The sequence below is a fragment of the Streptomyces exfoliatus genome (assembly GCF_000725545.1).
GTDB lineage: Bacteria > Actinomycetota > Actinomycetes > Streptomycetales > Streptomycetaceae > Streptomyces > Streptomyces exfoliatus.
On the sequence record NZ_JNZP01000012.1, the window covers coordinates 273,410 to 291,267 of the forward strand.

Genomic DNA, 17,858 nt, shown 5'->3' on the forward strand with positions numbered 1-17,858 from the left:
CGCACAGCGCCGCGAGGCCGTACCTCCACGGAGAGGTACGGCCTCGCGCGTGTCACCGGCCTTCACCGGTTCTCGCTGGTTCTCGCCGGGTCTCAGCGGGTCTCAGCGGGCGACGGCGTCCAGGCCCACGGTGGCCCGGAAGAGCGTTCCGGACCCGGCGACGGACACCTCGGCCACGGCGGGCACGTACACGGACTCCCCCGGGCCGATGCCCACCGTGGCGCCCGCCGAACTCAGGCGCGCCTCCCCCTCTGTGCACAGAAGGATCTGCGGGGCGCCGGCGGCGAGCCGGAACGACGGATCGCCCGCGCGCGGCCGGAACCGCGACAGCCGGAAGTCGTCGACGGGCGCCGGATACGTCTCCTCGGCGTCCTCCGCCCGAGGGTGGAGGACGCGGGTGGGCATCGCCGTGAAGCGGACCACCTTCACCAGCTCGGCCGTGTCGACGTGCTTGGACGTCAGCCCGCACCGCAGGACGTTGTCGGAACTCGCCATGATCTCCACCCCGAGTCCCGAGAGGTACGCGTGCGGGATCCCGGCCCCCAGGAACAGCGCCTCGCCCGGCGCCAGTTCGACATGGCGCAGCATCAGTGCGGCGAGCAGGCCCGAGTCTCCGGGATGGGCCCGGGCGACCCCCGCGTAGGCCGCGAAGTCGGCGCGGTACGGGCCCGCCCGGTCGGCCGCGGCCACGACGGCACCCGTGACGTCGTCGACGAGACCGGCGGGGGGACTGAGGAAGGCGGTGAAGACCTCGGCGAGGGCCTGGGCCTCGGGGAGACCACGGAGGGTGTCGGCGTACGACCGCAGCGCGGGGACGCCGAGGGCGTCCAACAGGTCGGCGCAGGCCAGGGGGACCCGGAATCCGCACAGCCCCCGGAAGGCAGTGAGGGCGACGATCATCTCCGGCTTGTGCTGGTCGTCCCGGTAGGTGCGGTGCGGGGCGTCCAGCGGAACGCCGAGCGCCTCCTCGCGCGCGAATCCGGCTCGGGCCTGGGCGAGGTCGGGGTGGACCTGGACGGAGAGGGGTGCGGCGGCGGCGAGGATCTTGAGCAGGAAGGGCAGCCGTGGCCCGAACCGGCGCAGGGTCGCCGCGCCGAGCTCCGCCGGCGGGTCACCGGCGATGACCTGGTCGAGCGGCACCGGGCCGCCGCCGTCCCCGCCCCCGTCCCCGCCCTTGTCCGCGGACCCCCGGTCGATGCGGGAGGGCGCGGAGGGGTGGGCTCCCATCCACAGTTCGGCCTGTGGTTCGCCGGTGGGCTCGGTTCCCATGAGGCGGGGCAGTGCGGTGGTGGAGCCCCAGTCGTAGGGCTGGACGGTGTTGAGGAGGAGATCCACGAGTACGAGTACTTCCTGAGGACGGCCAACGAGGAGTCGGGTGGGGCGGAGGGGAGGGAGCGGAGGGCGGGGAAAGGGGCGTTCAGCTCACGGACCGGCCCGCTCCCGACAGCGCCGCCGCCCCCGCCGCGGCGGCACCGATCAGTCCCGCGTCGAGCGCGAGACCCGCGGGTACCACCGGCACGTCACGGGTGAAGTCGAGGACCGCGTACGAGGCCAGGTGGTGCCGGAGGGGACCGAAGAGGACCTCACCGGACTGCGCGACGCCGCCGCCGACGACCACCAGGTCGAGTTCGACGAGCGCGGCCGTCGCCGCGATGGCGGCGGCGAGGGCCCGCCCTGCCCGGTCGAAGGCGGCGAGGGCCCGGGGGTCGCCCGCCCGGGCCGAGGCCGCGACCTCCGCGGCGGTGGCGGCGCCGTCGGCGGACGGCGTCCATCCGGACTCCAGGGCGTGGGCGGCGATCGCCGTGCCGCTGGCGAAGCGTTCCACGCAGCCGCGGCCCCCACAGGGGCAGAGGGGGCCGTTCTGGTCGACGGTGATGTGACCGATGTGGCCGGCGTTGCCCGAGGTGCCGGGGTGTGTGGCGCCGCCCAGGACGAGCCCGCCGCCGACGCCCGTGGAGACCACCATGCACAACGCGTTGGTGGCGCCACGGGCGGCGCCCAGCCAGTGTTCGGCGGCGGTCATCGCCACCGCGTCGCCGACGAGGACCGGCCGCGTCCCCCGGGGAACCGCCGGATGCCGGCGTACCCGGTCGACCAGGGGGAAGGAGCGCCAGGCCGGGATGTTCACCGGGCTGACCGTCCCGGCGACGGTGTCGACGGGACCGGCGCTGCCGATGCCCAGACAGGCGAGGGACGCCCACGCGGGATGGACGGCCAGGTCGTCGAGGACCCCGGTGACGGCCCCCATGAGCTCCTCGGCGGAGCCGTGGGAGGGGGTGGGCCGCTGGTGTCTGACCAGCAGGCGCCCCTCGGCGTCGACGAGGGCACCGGCGATCTTCGTACCGCCGATGTCGAGTGCTCCGTACACCATCCTGCTCAGCCTTTCCTCCACAGCGACGAGAACCACCGGCTCGCAGGACTCGGGCCTGCGGGGACCGGTGGCTGACAGGCACTCTGCCTCGGCTCTGACAACGTTGTCTAGTAAACGGGTTCAGTTGAGTCATCGTTCAGTAAAGGGCGGCCCGGGAACCGCCCGCCGCCCGCCCCTCAGCTCGCGTCCGAGGCGGGGTCGAGGGTGAAGAGGCCCCCGTCGGGGTCCCGGAGCGTCACCTGACGGCCGCCGCCGCCCCAGTCCGGGCCGGTGACGGTGCTTCCGCCGTTCTCCAGGGCGCGTGCGACCGCCGCCTCGAGGTCGGGAACCTTGAAGTGGACCAGCCAGCGCGGCCTGAGCTGCGGCTTCGGCGCGGCCTCCTCGATCGGGCCGCTGTTCAGCCGGGCGACCGGACGCCCGCGCCGCCGCAGCACGACCTGGTCCTCCTCGTACGAGATGTCGCAGCAGCCGTCGCTCTCGCCCTGGCCCCACCCCAGCACCTCGCCGTAGAAGAGCGCCGCGTCGAACGCGTTGGCCGTATGGAGTTCCAGCCACGCCGGCGACCGCTCCGCACCGACGCTCCACTCGGCCAGGACGTCCCCGTCCCAGACCCCGAAGACGGCACCCTCCCGGTCGGACAACAGCGCCGCCCTGCCACCTGCCGGGAACGCCACCGGGCCCACGCCGACGGTGCCTCCGCGCTCCCGCACCCGCGCGACCGCCGAGTCGGCCTCGTCGACGGCGAAGTACGGCGTCCACGCCACCGGCACGGCGAACTCGCCGGCCACCGCCCCGATACCCGCCACCGGTACGCCCCCGATCTCCGCGACCGAGTACGCCCGACCGAACCGGCCCTGCCGGAACGTCCAGCCGAGCACCGCGCCGTAGAAGCGTTCCGCCGACTCACGCGAGCGCGCCGCCAGGCTCAGCCAGCACGGAGCGCCGATCACATCCGCTGCCACCAGAACCACTGGACTCCTCCGATCCTCTCCGGCCGGCGGCACCGCCGCGGCCTCTCCGCGCGGGTGCCCCCGCTTCCCGGGGCCATGCGAGGCATGGGGCGGCTGTGACGGCAGCGACAGAGTGACCGGCCGGAGCTCATGTCCTGGGCATCGTGGCGGCGTTCCCTGACGGGCGCGGTTGATGCCGACGGCCCGCTGCGCCGCCACCCTCCCCCGTATGTCGTGGCGGACCGCGGGGAGACGGAGGCAACGGGCCCTGGAGGAACAGAGCGGGGAGGAACGGGCCCCGGAGTAGCAGGCTCGGGGGGAGGAAGCCCCTGAGCAGCAGGCTCGGGGGAAACGGGCTCCGGCGGGATCGAGACGATCCGCGCCCTGCCGCCGGCCACGGCCACGGCCACGACCCAGAACCGCACGTGTGGCTCCCCAGTCGTGGAGCACGGCGGCAGCTCGTGCCCCGCCGGGCAGCCGGGCGCGTGGTCGAGATCCAGGACGAGGGCGTCGACGCTCGGCGGAAGGCCCGCGAGCGTCCCCGCGAGCGCGGCGCGGACCTGGCCGCCGTCGTGCCGGCGGCTTTCCACGCACGGGGCCATCAGCGCAACGGTGTCGCACGGCTCGACGTGGACCATGTGCGGCTTCATCGGGCGTCCCCACGCCGGGGCGGCAGCCCTGGACGGCACCGGCCGGGGGCCGAGCCGTCCGGACATGACCGGGCTGCCGTGTGTGAATCCGGCGTTCAAAGCCGCGAGGGCACAATCCTCGTACACGAACTCGCACCCGGGCCCGCCCCGAGCGGGGCGGCGGGTCACCGAAGCCTCAATGCGAGGCTAGTCCGTCACCTCCACGCTCCCACACTCCGGAGCGGGGAGAGCCTCTCCGAGCCGGTCGATCGAGGGAGGTGCGGCGTCAGAGGTTCCGCGGTCACCCCACCGGGGCGGCCAGGCGGCGCTCGGCCGCGAGAACGGCCTCGTGGACGGTGGGGAAGCCCATCAGGACGCACAAGGTGTAGGCCGCGTCGTCCATGGCCCGCATGGCCGCGGGGTCGCCGGGCGCGGCTGCCAGGCGGGCCTGGGAGCCGCGCAGGCGGGTCAGGACCTCCTCGGTCCGCTCACGGCTCGGTGCGAGCCCGATCGAGCGTGACGCGGGAGCGTGGGAGGTGCGGGCGACCTCGATCGCGCGGCGCAGGGCGCGTTCGACGAGTACAGGCGGAGGCGTCCCCTCGGCCGCCGCGACCACGGCCGCCGCCAGGTCCTGGACGGTGACGTCGGCGAGGTCCGCCGCGGTGGCGAGGATCCGTTTCGCGTCGCGGGCCGAGCACGGAGTGGCGGCCATCAGCATCCCCACCGCGAGTGCGGAGGCCGACGGCGCGAGCAGCGGACTGCGCGGGCGTTCGACGGCCACGGAGGGGTGCTGAGGCAGGTTTCCGGGTGTCGGCATCGAAGTCCCTTCATGCCAGGCCCACAGACGGCGGCGGCTTGCGTAGGGAAGGTATTCCCACGATACCGGCCCTGCTACCCGACGCGCTGTGCCGAGAGCGCCACGCTCTGCGACCGCACGACCGACCCGGCCACCCGGCCTGCGGGCCGACCGACGGGCCGACGGACCGACGGGCCGACGGACCGACCGGCCGACCCGCGGGCCGGGCCGCGGCGGCACCGGCGCGGTGCCGTGCCACGCCGCGCCGCGCCGGCCGGCCGGCCGGCCGCATGAGGGTGTCAGCTCTCCGGTGGCAGGACCGCCCGGGGCGCGAGGGTATTTCCGTACGATCTGCGCGGCCACGTCCGTGGGGCGCTCGCCCCGGGTCGCGGCGTAGCCGATCAGGTGCCCGACCGCCTCCCCGGGGGCAAGGCCGGCGGTGGCGGCGATCATTCCCGCGGCGGTGTCCAGAAGGACCTTGCCGGAGAGGGCCGCCTGAGTGCGGGTGACGATGTCGGAGGGCGGCCCGGGTCGGCCCGCCAGACGACGGCGGCGGTGCGGTGTCCGCCAGTGCCTGCAGGAGGCCCTGACCATCTCTCACTCGTACGCGCGCGTGGACCCGCACCTCCGCCGCCGGATCCGGTCGCCTGCGGTCGATCCCGCCCGGCGCGTGGCCCTGTGGAAGGACGGGGGCTTCCGGCCGGGGCGTGACGATCAGGACAAGGGGTATTCGCCGGTGGCAGCGTGCCGTTCGGCGCGGCCGTCAGCCGCGCCGAACGGGGCGGCATGAGATGCGAGGAGGTGCAGGGGCCATGGCGCGTCTGACGGTCAGGGCTGAGGAGCTGGTCGTCCGGCTGTCGTGGTGGGAGAAGATCGTCGCGCGCCGGCGCAACGTACACCTTCCCCTGGAAGCCGTTGAGTCGGTGGAGGCCGACCCGTCCTGGTGGCGCGCGCTGCGCGGCTCACCGGGCCGGGGCGTGTGGATCCCGGACGTGCTCTGCCTCGGTGTGCGGAAGGTGGCGGGAGCGAAAGACTTCGTCGCGCTCCGGCCCCGGCAGGGCGGGGTGGTCAGCGTCGGCTTGAGGCCGATGTCCGCGGCGTTCGCCAGGGTCGCCGTGTCGGACCGTATCCCCGACGGGACGGCGGCCACCCTGCGTACCGCCCTCAACCGCGCACGAGGCACACCGCCCGGCCGGGCGGACAGGGAACCCGGCGGCGGCGCGTCGGGGATCTCCACCCCGAACGGCGACCCCGGCTCCTCGTGACCCCGTCCGCGGGGCGCACCCGAGCGAGCGCGGCTCGGTGGGGATGACGCATGCGGGGACGGCTCGGCGGGGGGCGGCTCAGCTCGGCGGGCTGTACGGCGCGGGCCGGCCCAGCTGGGGTACGCCCGGTCCGGCTGGGGTACGCCCGGTCCGGCTCGGCTCGACCCGGCTCGGGGCCCGGTCCGGTCCGGCCCGGCGGGCGCACGGCGAGAGGCGCACCCGCCGACAGTGCCGGGTGCGCCTCCGAGGTGAAGTGCGGGCGTCGATCAGCCTTCGCTGAAGGTCGTCCTGGCTTCGCGCTGTTCCGCCTGGTGCTCGGACACGTGACCCGGACGGGTTTCCTCGGCGCCCGTACGCTTCTTGCCCTTCGGCGCCGTCCTGGCGGCCTGACGGCCGGCCCTGTCCTTCGGCGAAGTCTTCTTGGCCACAGCAGCTCACTCCTCGTGAGTACGGAGGGGGTTGGACATCACCAACGGTGGCACCTGTGCACACGATGCGCACATCGATCACTCACGGAGCGTGACACCCTCCGGGTGAGGTCCGGCCTCTCATCCCGCGTTCGGCGCCATGGCCTCGGGATGTCCGGCCGCCTCGGCCACGGTGTAGGAGGAGGCGAAGGTGAAGGCGCGGGGGGACGGACCGTGGGCGCGCAGGTCGGCCAGCCGGTCCATGGCCTCAGCGACGGTCGGCACGTGGCCCGCGGGGATCCACCAGAGCACGAGGTGGGCCTCGACGTGCCGTTCGAACCACTCGCGGCGCCGCCTCATGGCCTCCAAGTGGCCGCTGCGGTAGGCGAAGTCCCACAGCGCCTCCTGGTTCTCCCACACCGACAGGTTGACGATGACGTCCTCGCCGGCGGGGCGGAGTGCGGTGGCGTCGGCCGCCCCGTCCTCCACGAGCCGCCACACGAAACCGGGCGAGCCGTCCGCCGCCGCGTTGACCGGATCGAGCAGCTCGACGAAGGGCGCGATACGCGGGTCGTCGAGGGGATGGCGGAGCCTGGCGACATTGAGCTGGGCCAGATGGGCGGCGTGCGCGGGTGGGGTCATGACCTCATCCCAGCACGAGCCGCTTTTCTATGTCAATCAGCATTGCTTTTAGAAGCTTCGACCACGACGCAGCACTCCCCCGGCCGGGCGTCCATGCGGGCGCGGACGGGACCGTCCACACCGAGCAGCCCTTCGAGGAGGGCGAGGTTCATGCCGCAGACGAGGGGCGGGAAGCGTTCGGCGACGGCATGGAAGGGACAGTTGCGCATACGGACGACGGGCACGCCCTCCTGTGCCGTGGCGGCGGCTTCCCCTCCCGGCCCGGACGCCCCGACCGCGCCGGCCGCCCCTTCGGCAACCCCAGAGCCACCCGGGCCACCGGGGCCACCCGAGCCACCGAGGCCGCCCTCCAGGTGCGGTTCGTACCCTCGGGCGGCCAGCACTTCCATGGCCTCTTCGAGCCCGCCGCAGGGCGCCCCGGAACCACGCAGGGCCTCACCGCGGCGGCGCGCGGCCGCGCAGAGCCCGGCATCGAGACCGGCCTGCTCGGCGACCTCGGCCAACAACTCGGCGGCGGTGCGGTAGTCGCGGGCGGGCAGCGACACCGACCGCTCGACCCGCGCTCGCGTGTACACCTTGGCGGGGCGGCCGGCCCCCGGCCCCGAACGCCCGGTCAGCCGGCGACTCCCGCTCTCCAGCAGCCCCGCCTCGGTCAGCCGGTCCAGGTGGTGCGCGGCGAGCGTGCGCGCCACTCCGGCCGCCTCGGCGGCCTCGTTGCGGCCGACTTCACGCCCCTGCGCCGCCACGTACTCGTACAGGCGGCGGCGTACCGGATCCTGCAGTACCGCGATCACGTCGATGTCCTTCACCTGGCCATTCTAGGAACAACGCAGATTGGCCATAGAACGACGGGACGCGCCCGCCCGCTACAGGTCAGGCGGGAACGCCGGCCCTGTCCAGGACGGCGGCCATCTCGTCTTCGGGAAGCGCGGGGTTGGCGCCTGCGCTGGAGGCCAGTTCAGGGATGTACAGCGCCTCGCGGAGGCGGGCGAGCGGGAGGCGCGGATCACGGGCAGCCGCCTGGCGTGTCCACACGGCGGGGTCATGGCTGAGCCGTTCGATCAGCACAGGTGTGGCGGCCGGGTCCCGGACGGCCAGCCGACGGTAGTGACCGTCCGGATGGTCCGCGTAGCGCGCGGCGAGCCCCTCACGGGGAAACCTGGGGTGCGTCTCCGCGATCCAGGCGGAGAACGTCGCGCCGAACCGGGCGAACACGCGCAGCAGGACCTCCTCCGGGGTGTCGGGGTGGCGCCTGCCCAAGAACTCGTCCACCAGGGGGTCCTCGGTGCGCGCGAGCAGGCTCAGGAGGTCGGGCGGCAGGTGAGGGCTCTGGGCGGCGGCCCGCCGGAGCAGCGGGTGTGCGGAGGTCACGGCCCGGCGCAACACCTGCGTGTCGGCGAGACCGTCCCGAACCCACTCCACGTCTCCCCTGGAGTTGGCCTCCGTCGTGAAGTCGATCGCCATGCGCCACGTCTCGTCCAGTTCAGGCCTGAGAGAGACCGTGAGCCGTACGGCCTCGTCGGCGTCGACGGCGAGTCGCTCCACGAGGTCGGCGGGCAGCGACGGGTTCTCGGCAAGGGCCGCCAGGTGCGTCCGCTCGGCGACACACCGCTCGGCGTCGGCGCGGTGGAGGAGCCCGCGGCGCTGGGCCTCGGCGGCGGACCGCGGATCCCGGAGGAGTTCGGCGGTGAGACGTGCGTCCCGCCGGCACTCCCTCAGGGCGGCGGCCCTCCGCACCTCCGGGTCGGGATCGGCGAGAAGCGCCGATCGGTCACCCGGCGGCAGGGTCTCCCACGCGCGTACCGCTCTCCGGCGCGCCGCCGGATCATGGTGCGTGGCGAGTGAGACCACGAACGACGGTGCCAGATGGGGCGAGTCCAGCAGAGCCGCCCGTACCGAAGGCTCGGTGTCGTCGAGCAGACGGGCGCATACGGCGTCGGGCAGCGGAGCGACCTCCGTACGCGGGTCGTACACCTCGGGTCCGTACGCGAGAGCCGTCCGCACCCTGGGGGAAGAGTCGTCCACGAGACGGCCCCGCTGCGCGGGCTCGGCCCCGGCGCTCATCGCGAACTCCGCCCGAGCGCCCGGGATCGGATGGGCCAGGATCACCGCGATGGCCGTCTCGGGAAGCCCGGTCCGCTGGAGGGCGCGGCGGGGCGGCCCGAAACCACCACCGTCGGAGGCGAGCAGGCGAAGCAACAGCTCCGCCGGCAACGCCCGATTGCCGGCGACGCCGTCGAGCGCGGATGCGTGCGACGCGACCATGATTCCCCTGTCCTGTGTCTTCCCCCGACTGGCCCGCGCCCATGATGACCCCTGCGCCCTCCGACCACCCGATCCCGTGGCCGCGGCCGTCGCGACCGGGCTCGTCGTGACCGGCCGGCCTCCATGGCCGCGACAGGCAACGTTCGCCCTGCCCACGGCGGCGCGTAGCGGCGAGCCGCACGGCTCCGGGCTCGCCGTCCTCGGCGGTGACCTCACCGTCGGCGACGCGCAGAGGAGATCGACGCGGTCGTGGCCTGGCGGACCCGATGCCGCTGGAGCATCAGTTCAGGGGGAGTTGTCGGAGTCGGCCGCGAGCCTCTTGCCCTCGCTCCCCGACCGGGCGACGCCGTCGACGGCCACACATGTTCCAAGACACGATCGTGGCTGGTCCAGCCATTGACCCGGCCACGGTTATTCCTGATCTACACCCGCTTCCTGGCGGGGTCCACGGACGACACCAAGTGCAAGTAGACCGTCTCGGCGACACGGGCGAGGACGATGCCCCCGACCTCCAACTTCGACGGGTCGACGGGAGCGACGACCATGTGCGTCCGACTGCGTCAGCGGGACCATCGAGGAGCCGCTGGGCCGGAACGCCACGGTGGCGCCTCCGGCAACCCTGCCCGCCGCCGCGTCCAATGCACCCATCCGGTGATCGTGGCAGATTCCCCCGCATCACCCCACGGACTTACCTCTCCGTCTCCACAGGCGGTTGCCGCCCACGCAGCGTCAGAAGCCTCCCCCACCCTCACGATCGGACCAACGATCGGATGATCGGAAAGACGCTCCCTGGCCTCAGCCCCGCCTTCCCCTTAGGCTGCGTGATCCACATCGATCGGGGGATCATGAACTTCACGCGATATCGCAGGCCCTCGGCCTTCCTGCTGTTGACGGTGGCAGTCGTCCTCGGCGTCGCGGCAGTAGCCGGACTCGAGTCGGGAGACGAGGGCGCGCTGATCCTGCTTCTCCGACTCCGCGAGCACGTCCTTCTTCTCGGATGGCTCACTCTGGGCGCACTGACCGGGGCGGTCCTCCTGGGGCTGGCAAAGGCCTCGCTGCGCGTGCCCCTGGCCGCCATGCTGCTCGTCATCGGCGTCCCGACACTGCTCATCGGAGGCTGGGCCTCGGCTTTCGGTGGCTCGGACGAGACGGTGAAGACCGAGTCGGCCCCCCGCCGCGGGGACCGCCAACTGGTGGTGATGGCACGCAGCGGCATCCTTGACCCGGTTTGGTGCGTCTACGTCCACCAGGGAAACCCGCCAATGGAACGCCGTTGGACCGTCGGCTGCTTCAACGGCGACTCCGCAGCCAACGCACTGAGCGACACCGCGTGGACGGCTCCCGACCGGATTCGTATGACCACCGAGGGAGGCGTAGACCACTACGTGACCATCGCCCCAGATGGACGACCCGACCGGATCGTCTCCGTCAGCTAGTGCCGCATCAGAGAACTTTCGCCGTGTCTCTCGGTGCCAGGATCACCGGCAAGAGCCGGGGGCTGACGGTCTCGGATCGAATGGGGCGGGGAGACATCGAGAGTGGCCGAGGATGAGCCTTGGACGCGTGACGATCAAGATCACAATGATCGGTGTCATGCGCGTTGGCGAGCGTCGTTGTACCGCTCGACAGCCCAGTCCGGCTACCGGGACGAATGGCGGGACGCCCCGTGCGGAGGATGCCGCTTCCGGATCGCGTTGAGCGGGCAGCTCGGCCGGGACTACGGGGCGTGCAGCAACCCCAGCTCATCATTCGATGGGCGAGTGCGGTTCGAGCATGACGGCTGCGAAAGCTTCGCCGGTCGAGCCGACGGCTCATTCGGGTAGCGGCCGTTCAGGCGACGTTGCCTTTGACCACGACCCTGCGGAGGCGTTCGTCGTCGGCGTGCTGTTCCGCCCGATGATGAAGCGGCGGATCATGCCTGATCCTTGGCGCTGGTGTGGTCGGTGGCGTCGAGGGCGAAGGAGCGCAGGGCGGTGAACCGGACCTCGATCCGGTTGAGTCAGGAGCTGTTGGCGTGGTGGGCACGGGTGCCGCACACGAGTGAGACCGCCCGCCCCGGTGGCGGCGGGCAAAGGCGGACGCGAGGGTGTGACGACGTACCGCGGACTGACGCCCATGAGCCGCGGCTCTCCGGCTAGCCGCCGGTGCCATCCGCACGCAGCGCAGCACGGACCAGAGCAACGTCCGCAGCGGGGACGGCGAGTTCCCAGTAGCGGTCGGCGGCTTGCAGGGACAGCAGGCGGAACGCTCCCTTGTCGACCGCCCCACTTCCCGGACCGGCGACCGGGCCCGCCCCGTGAATGTGGAAGGGAGCGATCAAGGCGATGTCTTCACCAGATCTGCCGAGGACTCGAAACGGCCGCCACACCACTGACGGGGCTGCGGCAGGATCCAGGATCAGCGACCCCTGCCGGGAACGGTGGCCGTCACGGACGAGCGCGGAGACTTCACGAGCATCTCCAGTGTTCACGCTACGAGGTCCGCCTCGGCGCGATGCCCAACGTTTCCTGTGAGCTGCTCGATGAGGCGACTTGGATGCCGGAGCAGATCAGTGAAGGAGTGCGTCCCCGCCGCCCGTTGTACCTTCTGTCCCACCTTTGTCCCCCTGCATCGCGTTCGTGACCAGCGTAGCGCCGGGGGCCTGCGGAATTGCCCCCTCAGCCAGCCACTTCCACCGGAGGACCGGCCCTACCACAGCCAGCCGTCTGAGCCTCGGCGGCACCCCCCGCACATCCGCCGTCCAAAGGCGTGCCGGAGCTGCTGGTGATCTAGGTTGGCTCGCGTGAAGGCGCGGGGGCAGGGGCAGAGTTACGGATACGTCGGACCGGCCGAGCTGAAGGCTGCGGTTCGGCCCGGCAGTGGCGGGTTCCGGGTCGGGTCGGCGGCCGACTTCGCCTGCTGGGTCGCTGAGCGTTCGGCGGTGGAGGCGGCCGAACCGTTCACCTTCGTGGTCGGCACGGACGGTGTCCTTCGGCTGGCGCCGCGACGAAGCGAGCATGTGGCCTGCGCCGGTGGAGCAAGGGTTCTGGGCGCCGGCGAGATCAGCTTCGTACGTGAGGCGGACCGCTGGACCGTGAGTGACGTCAGCAACCACTCCACCGGGTACTGTCCGGACATCTCCTCCTGGACGGCGGTCGCCCACGCCCTGGACGCCGTAGAGCTCGTGCGGCCCTCCGGCTTCACCCACGAGGTCGTGTTCCGGCGGTGTCCCGGATGCCAGGAGCACAACATCGTTCGCGAGAGCGACTTCGTCTGTGTCTTCTGCGGCAGCGATCTGCCGGAGACGTGGAACGTGGACCCCACCGCGTGACCGCCCCAAGGTAACCGCCGCTCGGCCGTCATCCACCCGGCGCTGCCTTCGGCCGATCGGCTCAGGGTGCGGGCGCGTCTCGGTCGTGCGGGCGGTGGGCGGTGGAGGATCGGCAGGCCGGGGGTCCCGCGACCGCCGCGCGCCCCGCCCCATCGTGCGAGAGGTCCCGACCATGAATCCGTTCGACGACGACGCCCATCGCGCCGCGCCGGCGGTGGCGGTGTGACCGCCGCGCCGGACGGGGACGCCTCGTACGGTGGCCGCTACGGTGAGGCCGTCTTCCGTCCCGAGCAGGAGGGCGAGGGCGAGCGCATCGACTTCGGCGCCCTCGCCTACGACCAGATCACCATGGCGCGGCTGCGGGCACTGGGGGTGGGTCCGGGGTGGCGCTGTCTCGACGTGGGCGCCGGCACGGGAACGGTCTCCCGTCGGCTGCTCGACGAAGTCGGGGTGGCGAGCGTTCTCGCCGTGGACCGCGACGTACGTTTCCTCACGGAGCGGCCCGTGCCCGGGCTCGACGTGCGGGAGGCCGACGTCACCGCCCTGGACTTCGAACCGGGCCGGTTCCGGCTCGTCCACGCGCGCTTCGTCCTGATGCACCTGCCCGAGCACGAGCGCCTGATCGCCCACCTGGCCGAACTCGTCGCTCCGGGCGGCGTGTTGGTGCTCAGCGATGCAGTCGACCTCACGAGCGACCGGACGCCTCCCACGCCGTACACCACGGTGATGCGTGCGATGTGGCAAGGGCTGCGGGCCACCATCGGCACCGACGTCTCCTGGGTGCCGTCGTACCCCCGACTGCTGCGCGGCGCGGGGCTCGCACGCGTCGCCGCCGAGATCCATGTGCCCCCGCTGCTGCCCGGAAGTCCTCTCAGCCGCTTCTGGGCGGACACGTGGGAGCGGAGCAGGGCTGCGCTGCTCGCCACCGGTCTCGTCGACGACGAAGCCGTCGACGTGGCGGTCCGGTACCTGGGCTCCGACGACTGTGCCGCCCTGTCGGCCGGCATGCTCACCGCCTGGGGATGGAAACCGGCGGAGACCGCCCCACGGTGACCCATCCTCCTCGCGCCGCCGCCCGGGGCCGTGGCCGGCGCCAGGGCTTCATCACTGCCCCGCCCCCGGGGGCTCGCCGCTCGTCGTCCGGCCCGTACGAACGATGGCCTGGTCCCCGTGGGGGCCGAACAGGTGCAGGATCTCCACCGCTTCGCGGCCGGCGGGGCCGAACCAGTGGGGTTCGCCGGTGTCGAACTCGGCCACCTCGCCCGGCCGGAGGGTGACCTCGCGTTCCCCGAGGATGAGGCGGAGTTCACCGGCGAGCACGTAGAGCCATTCGTAGCCCGCGTGGGTCACCAGTCTCGGTTCGCGGTGCGCGAGGACCTGTTTGAAGACCTGGACCCGGCCGGGGTACTGCGTCAGCGGGACGAGGACGTTTCCGCGCTCCCGGCTCCGCGGTGTCAGATGGACCCGCGGATCGCCCGTGGCCGGGGCCGCCACCAGCTGGTCCAGCGCGACGCGGTGGGCACGGGCGAGCGGGATGAGGAGGTCGAGCGTCGGACGCCGCAGGCCGGACTCCACGCGCGACAGGGTGCTCACCGAGATCCCGGTGTCCTCCGCGAGGGCTTCGAGGGTGAGGCCGCGGTCGCGCCGCAGGGCGCGCAGCCGTGGCCCGATGCTGTCGAGGATTTCCGCGAGTTCGGCGTCCATACGACCATTTTGCGGTCTCCGCAAAATTCCTGGTCCTGGCCCCTCCCCCGGCCGGAGCCTGGACGGCGTCCGATTCCGTCGAAGGGGGAACTCCCGTGCTCACGTCATCCCTTGCCGCTCCACCCGCCCCACCCCTGAGCGCCCGCCGGCGCTGGACGATCCTCGCTGTCTGCGCGCTCAGCATGTTCCTGGTCGGTGTGGACACCACCATCGTCAACGTGGGGCTGCCCGAGATCGGGCGCGGCCTCGACGTGGGCACGCGCGGTCTGGAGTGGATCGTCGACGCCTACACCGTGGTCATGGCCGGCCTGCTCATCGCCTCCGGCGCCCTCTCGGACCGATTCGGGCGCCGTCGGATCTTCCGGTACGGGCTGGTCGTCTTCGGCCTGGCGTCCCTCGCCTGCGCCCTGGCCCCCTCCCTCGGCGTACTCGTCGCCGCGCGGGCCGCCCAGGGGATCGGCGCCTCGATGCTGAGTCCTGTGGCCCTGGCGATCGTGGTGAACGCGATGCCCGACCCGCGGGAACGAGCCCGCGCGATCGGGGTGTGGGCCTCGGTCTTCGGGCTCAGCATGGCGGCGGGCCCGGTCACCGGCGGGGCGCTGATCGCCGCGTTCGGTTGGCGATCGGTGTTCTGGATCAACGTTCCGGTGGTCGTCGTCGCTCTCGTCCTGGTCGCCGTGTTCGTGCCGGAGTCCCGCGGGGAGCGCGTCCGGCGCCTCGACCTGCCCGGCCAGGTGCTCCTCACCGCGGTCCTCTGCCTCTCCGTGGGGCTTCTCATCGAGGGGCCCCGCATCGGCTGGACGTCGCCCTCGGCCTTTGCCGGTTACGCCCTGACCGCCGCGGCCACGGCCGCCTTCGTCCTCGTCGAACTGCGTCGCGGCGAGCCCCTGATGGACCTCGGCCTCTTCCGTCGACCGCCGTTCGTCACGGCGGTGCTCGGCGCGACGGCGGTGTTCGTCGCGCTGAACGTGACCCTTCTGCTCAACACCTTCCATCTCCAGCACACCCGCGGCTGGACCCCGCTCGCGGCGGGCGCCGCGACCCTGCCCATGGCGCTCGGGGCCACACTGTGCGCGCCCTGGTCCGGGACCCTGGTGGGTCGTCTCGGACCGCGCCGTCCGTTGCTCCTCGCGGGCGGATTCACCGCGGCCGGCGGTCTGTGCCTGGTGAGCCTCGACCGGGACACGAGCGTGTCGCTGATCCTCCTCGCCCTCCTGCTGATCGGCATCGGGTTCGGCTTCGCCAACGCGCCGCTGACCAACACGGCGGTCAGCGGTCTGCCGCCGTCCCGGGCCGGAGTGGCGGGGGCGATCACCTCCACGGCGCGCCAGTTCGGTGCGGCGGTCGGCATCGCGGTCGCCGGCGGCCTGGTCGCGGGCGCCGGCCGAGTCGACCTCGCCGCCGAGACCCGCCCGGGCTGGCTGCTCGTATCGGCCTGCGGACTCTTCCTCCTCGTGGCGGCCCGCGCAGCGGGCCCCGGTCCGGCCCGGCCCGCTCGACGACGTGCGGGGCAGGGTCCTGCGCGGCTCGCGGGGAAGGGCCGGTGAGGTCGGCAGCATGTCCACGGCGACGCCGCACGGCGTCAGGCGGCTCGACGAGTTGGCCGGCGGCGCCGGGATCGTCCACGCGCTGGGCAGGAGCCCGGAGCGGATCCATGCGGCGCTCGCCGACGGCGACCACCGGGCGCAGCGGGTCGTCGGGTCCGGCAGTACGTGTGAGGGACAGGGTCCGGAAGAACCCGGCCCCCTTGGCCGAGATGAGAGTGATCGGCGTCATCGGGAGGCGATACGGGCGGGAATTGCGGAACACTTCACCGGGTGATCGTGATGCAGCCCGTCCTGGAGATGTACGCACCTGCCGGCTTCGACCTCTGGCCCGTCGCCGAGGTCGAGCCGTTCGGCTTTCTGCCCCTCAGCGGCGAGCTCTCACCGGCTGAGGTCGGGGCCGCGGTGATGCGCATCGCCGACTGCAACGACATCGACCCCGACGGCGACCGCCCGCCTCGGCCGACCGACGCACTCGGCTCGTTCCTGCACGGACTGCTCACGTTCGACACTCTCTTCGCCGCCGGCGGCCTGCGGGTCACCGACCACTCCACCGGCGTCACGTTCCAGCCCGGCTGCTGTGACGGTCTTGAGGACTGGCGTGACTGGCACCGGTTCATCGACGACGGCAGCCCGCTCGGTTTCGGCCACGCCCCCGTGTCGCCGGTTGCGGAGCGCTTCGGCGACACCGTCCGGCTCACTGTCAACGCCGAGCGGAGCGACAGTCCGGTGATCGAACTGTCCGTCGCCGAACTCCGCGGCCTGCTCACCGATGCCGAGCGCGACCTGGCCGACTTCCAGGTTCTGGCGGCCGGTTGGGCCTCCCGGTACCTGCCTGGCCACTGCGCTGCCGTCACAGCCGCCCTCGCCCGCGTCGTCCGCCTTCCCGCGCCGGCCGTACCGGTGGGCACGTCGGGCGACGCGACTCCGGACACGCCCTAGGTGTATTGCCTCGTCAGGTTGGGGACGCGGCTTGCGGGTGGTTTGCCTGCGCGTGCGGTGTGTCCGCGGTGGTGATTGCAGGAGTGGAGCCGGCCGGGGAATGCTTCGCGGCGTTCGATGTCTGACCGGTAGGGGCGGGCGTAGGCCCATTCGTCGAGCAGGGTGCGGTCGAAGCGTTCGACCTTGCCGTTGGTCTGGGGACGGTAGGGCCGGGTTCGTTTGTGGGTCATCCCAGCCGCCGCCAGGCTGTCGCGCCAGTCGCGTGAGCGGTAGCAGGAGCCGTTGTCGGTCAGAACCCGTTCGACGGTGATCCCAGCGCCGTGAAGAAGGCGTGGGCCCGTTGCCAGAAGGCGGTGGCGGTCTGCTTCTTCTCGTCCGCGTGGATCTAGCTGTAGGCGAGGCCGGAGTGGTCGTCGACGGCGGTGTGCAGGTAGCTGTAGCCGGCGTTCCTGCGGGTCTTGCGGCCCGCTTGCCGGCCCAGGACCTTGTGTCCGCCGCCGTCGGGGATGTTGCCGAGCTTCTTGATGTCGACGTGCACGAGCTCGCCGGGTCTCTCGCGTTCGTAGCGGCGTATGACGTGCCCGGTCGCGCGGTCGAGGTGGGTCAGGCGGGCCGGCCGGTAGCGGGTCAGGACGCGGTGGACGGCCGAGGGGACCAGGCCGAGCAGGTGGGCGATACGGGCCGGTCCCCAGCGGCGCAGGAGGCGGACCTTGATGATCCGGCGTTCGGTCCGGGTCGGTGTCCGGCGCGGCGCGTGATGGGGACGGCTGGAGCGGTCACCCATGCCCGCTTCGCCCGGGGCGCGGTAGCGGTCGGCCCATCACTGGACGGTGGTCGGTGAGACCTGGAAGCGTTCGGCGGCCCGCGCAGGGGCCGGCCGTCCTCGACCACACAGCGGGCCGGACGCAGTCGGCCGGTCTCGGTCAGGGGTGCATCACGGTGGCGCACGAGGGCCTTTCGGTCAGGTGTGGACGTCGTATCCCAGACCCGGGTGCGAAGCAGGCGTCTCAGCTCTCGGCGGGGGCGGCGGGCT

16 protein-coding genes and 2 pseudogenes are annotated in these 17,858 nt (G+C 72.6%); 7 read left to right on the forward strand and 11 right to left on the reverse strand.

The features are described 5' to 3' along the window. Positions 1 to 102: 102 nt before the first annotated feature. The 4 genes from manA to IO20_RS39710 all read right to left on the reverse strand — a co-directional run bounded on the left by manA (position 103) and on the right by IO20_RS39710 (position 4,767). Positions 103 to 1,335, reverse strand: a complete 1,233-nt coding sequence (gene manA / locus IO20_RS0115365) for a mannose-6-phosphate isomerase, class I (RefSeq protein WP_030545579.1) — start codon at positions 1,333 to 1,335, stop codon at positions 103 to 105. 82 nt (positions 1,336 to 1,417) lie between these two features. Next, positions 1,418 to 2,371 carry an ROK family protein gene (locus tag IO20_RS0115370; RefSeq protein ID WP_030545581.1) on the reverse strand — a complete coding sequence of 318 codons (954 nt, stop codon included), beginning with the start codon at positions 2,369 to 2,371 and terminating at the stop codon, positions 1,418 to 1,420. Between the two features lie 176 nt (positions 2,372 to 2,547). Then, positions 2,548 to 3,342 carry a VOC family protein gene (locus IO20_RS0115375; RefSeq protein ID WP_030545583.1) on the reverse strand — a complete coding sequence of 265 codons (795 nt, stop codon included), beginning with the start codon at positions 3,340 to 3,342 and terminating at the stop codon, positions 2,548 to 2,550. A gap of 909 nt (positions 3,343 to 4,251) precedes the next feature. Then, complete coding sequence (locus tag IO20_RS39710; RefSeq protein ID WP_037635514.1) at positions 4,252 to 4,767, reverse strand: DUF5133 domain-containing protein; 516 nt, start codon at positions 4,765 to 4,767, stop codon at positions 4,252 to 4,254. A 791-nt stretch (positions 4,768 to 5,558) separates the two neighbouring features. Here IO20_RS39710 and IO20_RS0115390 point away from each other — a divergent pair. Continuing rightward, positions 5,559 to 6,011 carry a hypothetical protein gene (locus tag IO20_RS0115390; protein WP_051874210.1) on the forward strand — a complete coding sequence of 151 codons (453 nt, stop codon included), beginning with the start codon at positions 5,559 to 5,561 and terminating at the stop codon, positions 6,009 to 6,011. Positions 6,012 to 6,277: 266 nt separating this feature from the next. On the opposite strand, the gene IO20_RS40315 is transcribed toward IO20_RS0115390, so the two are convergent. From IO20_RS40315 to IO20_RS0115410, 4 genes are all read right to left on the reverse strand, one after another. Next, positions 6,278 to 6,439: a hypothetical protein gene (locus IO20_RS40315; protein WP_157850777.1), complete on the reverse strand. Its 162-nt coding sequence runs from the start codon at positions 6,437 to 6,439 to the stop codon at positions 6,278 to 6,280. Positions 6,440 to 6,559: 120 nt separating this feature from the next. Further along, positions 6,560 to 7,060, reverse strand: a complete 501-nt coding sequence (locus IO20_RS0115400) for a DUF3291 domain-containing protein (protein ID WP_030545588.1) — start codon at positions 7,058 to 7,060, stop codon at positions 6,560 to 6,562. A gap of 32 nt (positions 7,061 to 7,092) precedes the next feature. Further along, complete coding sequence (locus tag IO20_RS0115405) at positions 7,093 to 7,869, reverse strand: helix-turn-helix transcriptional regulator (protein WP_030545590.1); 777 nt, start codon at positions 7,867 to 7,869, stop codon at positions 7,093 to 7,095. A 64-nt stretch (positions 7,870 to 7,933) separates the two neighbouring features. Continuing rightward, positions 7,934 to 9,325: a hypothetical protein gene (locus tag IO20_RS0115410; protein WP_030545592.1), complete on the reverse strand. Its 1,392-nt coding sequence runs from the start codon at positions 9,323 to 9,325 to the stop codon at positions 7,934 to 7,936. A 770-nt stretch (positions 9,326 to 10,095) separates the two neighbouring features. On the opposite strand from IO20_RS0115410, the gene IO20_RS0115420 reads away from it, so the two are divergent. Continuing rightward, positions 10,096 to 10,761: a hypothetical protein gene (locus IO20_RS0115420; RefSeq protein WP_030545594.1), complete on the forward strand. Its 666-nt coding sequence runs from the start codon at positions 10,096 to 10,098 to the stop codon at positions 10,759 to 10,761. A 102-nt stretch (positions 10,762 to 10,863) separates the two neighbouring features. After that, positions 10,864 to 11,148: a DUF3027 domain-containing protein gene (locus IO20_RS38575; RefSeq protein ID WP_078945781.1), complete on the forward strand. Its 285-nt coding sequence runs from the start codon at positions 10,864 to 10,866 to the stop codon at positions 11,146 to 11,148. A 7-nt stretch (positions 11,149 to 11,155) separates the two neighbouring features. Here the strand turns inward: IO20_RS38575 and IO20_RS42170 are convergent. Continuing rightward, positions 11,156 to 11,324: pseudogene (locus tag IO20_RS42170) on the reverse strand (IS630 family transposase); the annotation flags it as partial. 834 nt (positions 11,325 to 12,158) lie between these two features. Here IO20_RS42170 and IO20_RS0115425 point away from each other — a divergent pair. Both IO20_RS0115425 and IO20_RS0115430 read left to right on the forward strand, forming a co-directional pair. Further along, positions 12,159 to 12,635: a hypothetical protein gene (locus IO20_RS0115425; protein WP_030545596.1), complete on the forward strand. Its 477-nt coding sequence runs from the start codon at positions 12,159 to 12,161 to the stop codon at positions 12,633 to 12,635. Positions 12,636 to 12,857: 222 nt separating this feature from the next. Then, positions 12,858 to 13,688 (forward strand): class I SAM-dependent methyltransferase, encoded by an 831-nt coding sequence (locus tag IO20_RS0115430; RefSeq protein WP_030545598.1) that lies wholly within the window; start codon positions 12,858 to 12,860, stop codon positions 13,686 to 13,688. A 51-nt stretch (positions 13,689 to 13,739) separates the two neighbouring features. On the opposite strand, the gene IO20_RS0115435 is transcribed toward IO20_RS0115430, so the two are convergent. After that, a complete protein-coding gene (locus IO20_RS0115435; RefSeq protein WP_030545600.1) occupies positions 13,740 to 14,339 on the reverse strand; it encodes a helix-turn-helix transcriptional regulator in 600 nt (199 codons plus the stop codon). Between the two features lie 95 nt (positions 14,340 to 14,434). Between IO20_RS0115435 and IO20_RS0115440 the strand changes: the two genes are divergently transcribed. Continuing rightward, on the forward strand, positions 14,435 to 15,886 hold the full coding sequence (locus IO20_RS0115440) for an MFS transporter (RefSeq protein ID WP_051874211.1): 1,452 nt from the start codon (positions 14,435 to 14,437) through the stop codon (positions 15,884 to 15,886). 270 nt (positions 15,887 to 16,156) lie between these two features. Then, positions 16,157 to 16,825, forward strand: a complete 669-nt coding sequence (locus IO20_RS0115450; RefSeq protein WP_037635518.1) for a hypothetical protein — start codon at positions 16,157 to 16,159, stop codon at positions 16,823 to 16,825. Here the strand turns inward: IO20_RS0115450 and IO20_RS36615 are convergent. Continuing rightward, positions 16,822 to 17,773: pseudogene (locus IO20_RS36615) on the reverse strand (IS481 family transposase). The gene IO20_RS0115450 and the pseudogene IO20_RS36615 sit on opposite strands and share 4 nt — an antisense overlap. Between the last annotated feature and the right edge of the window lie 85 nt (positions 17,774 to 17,858).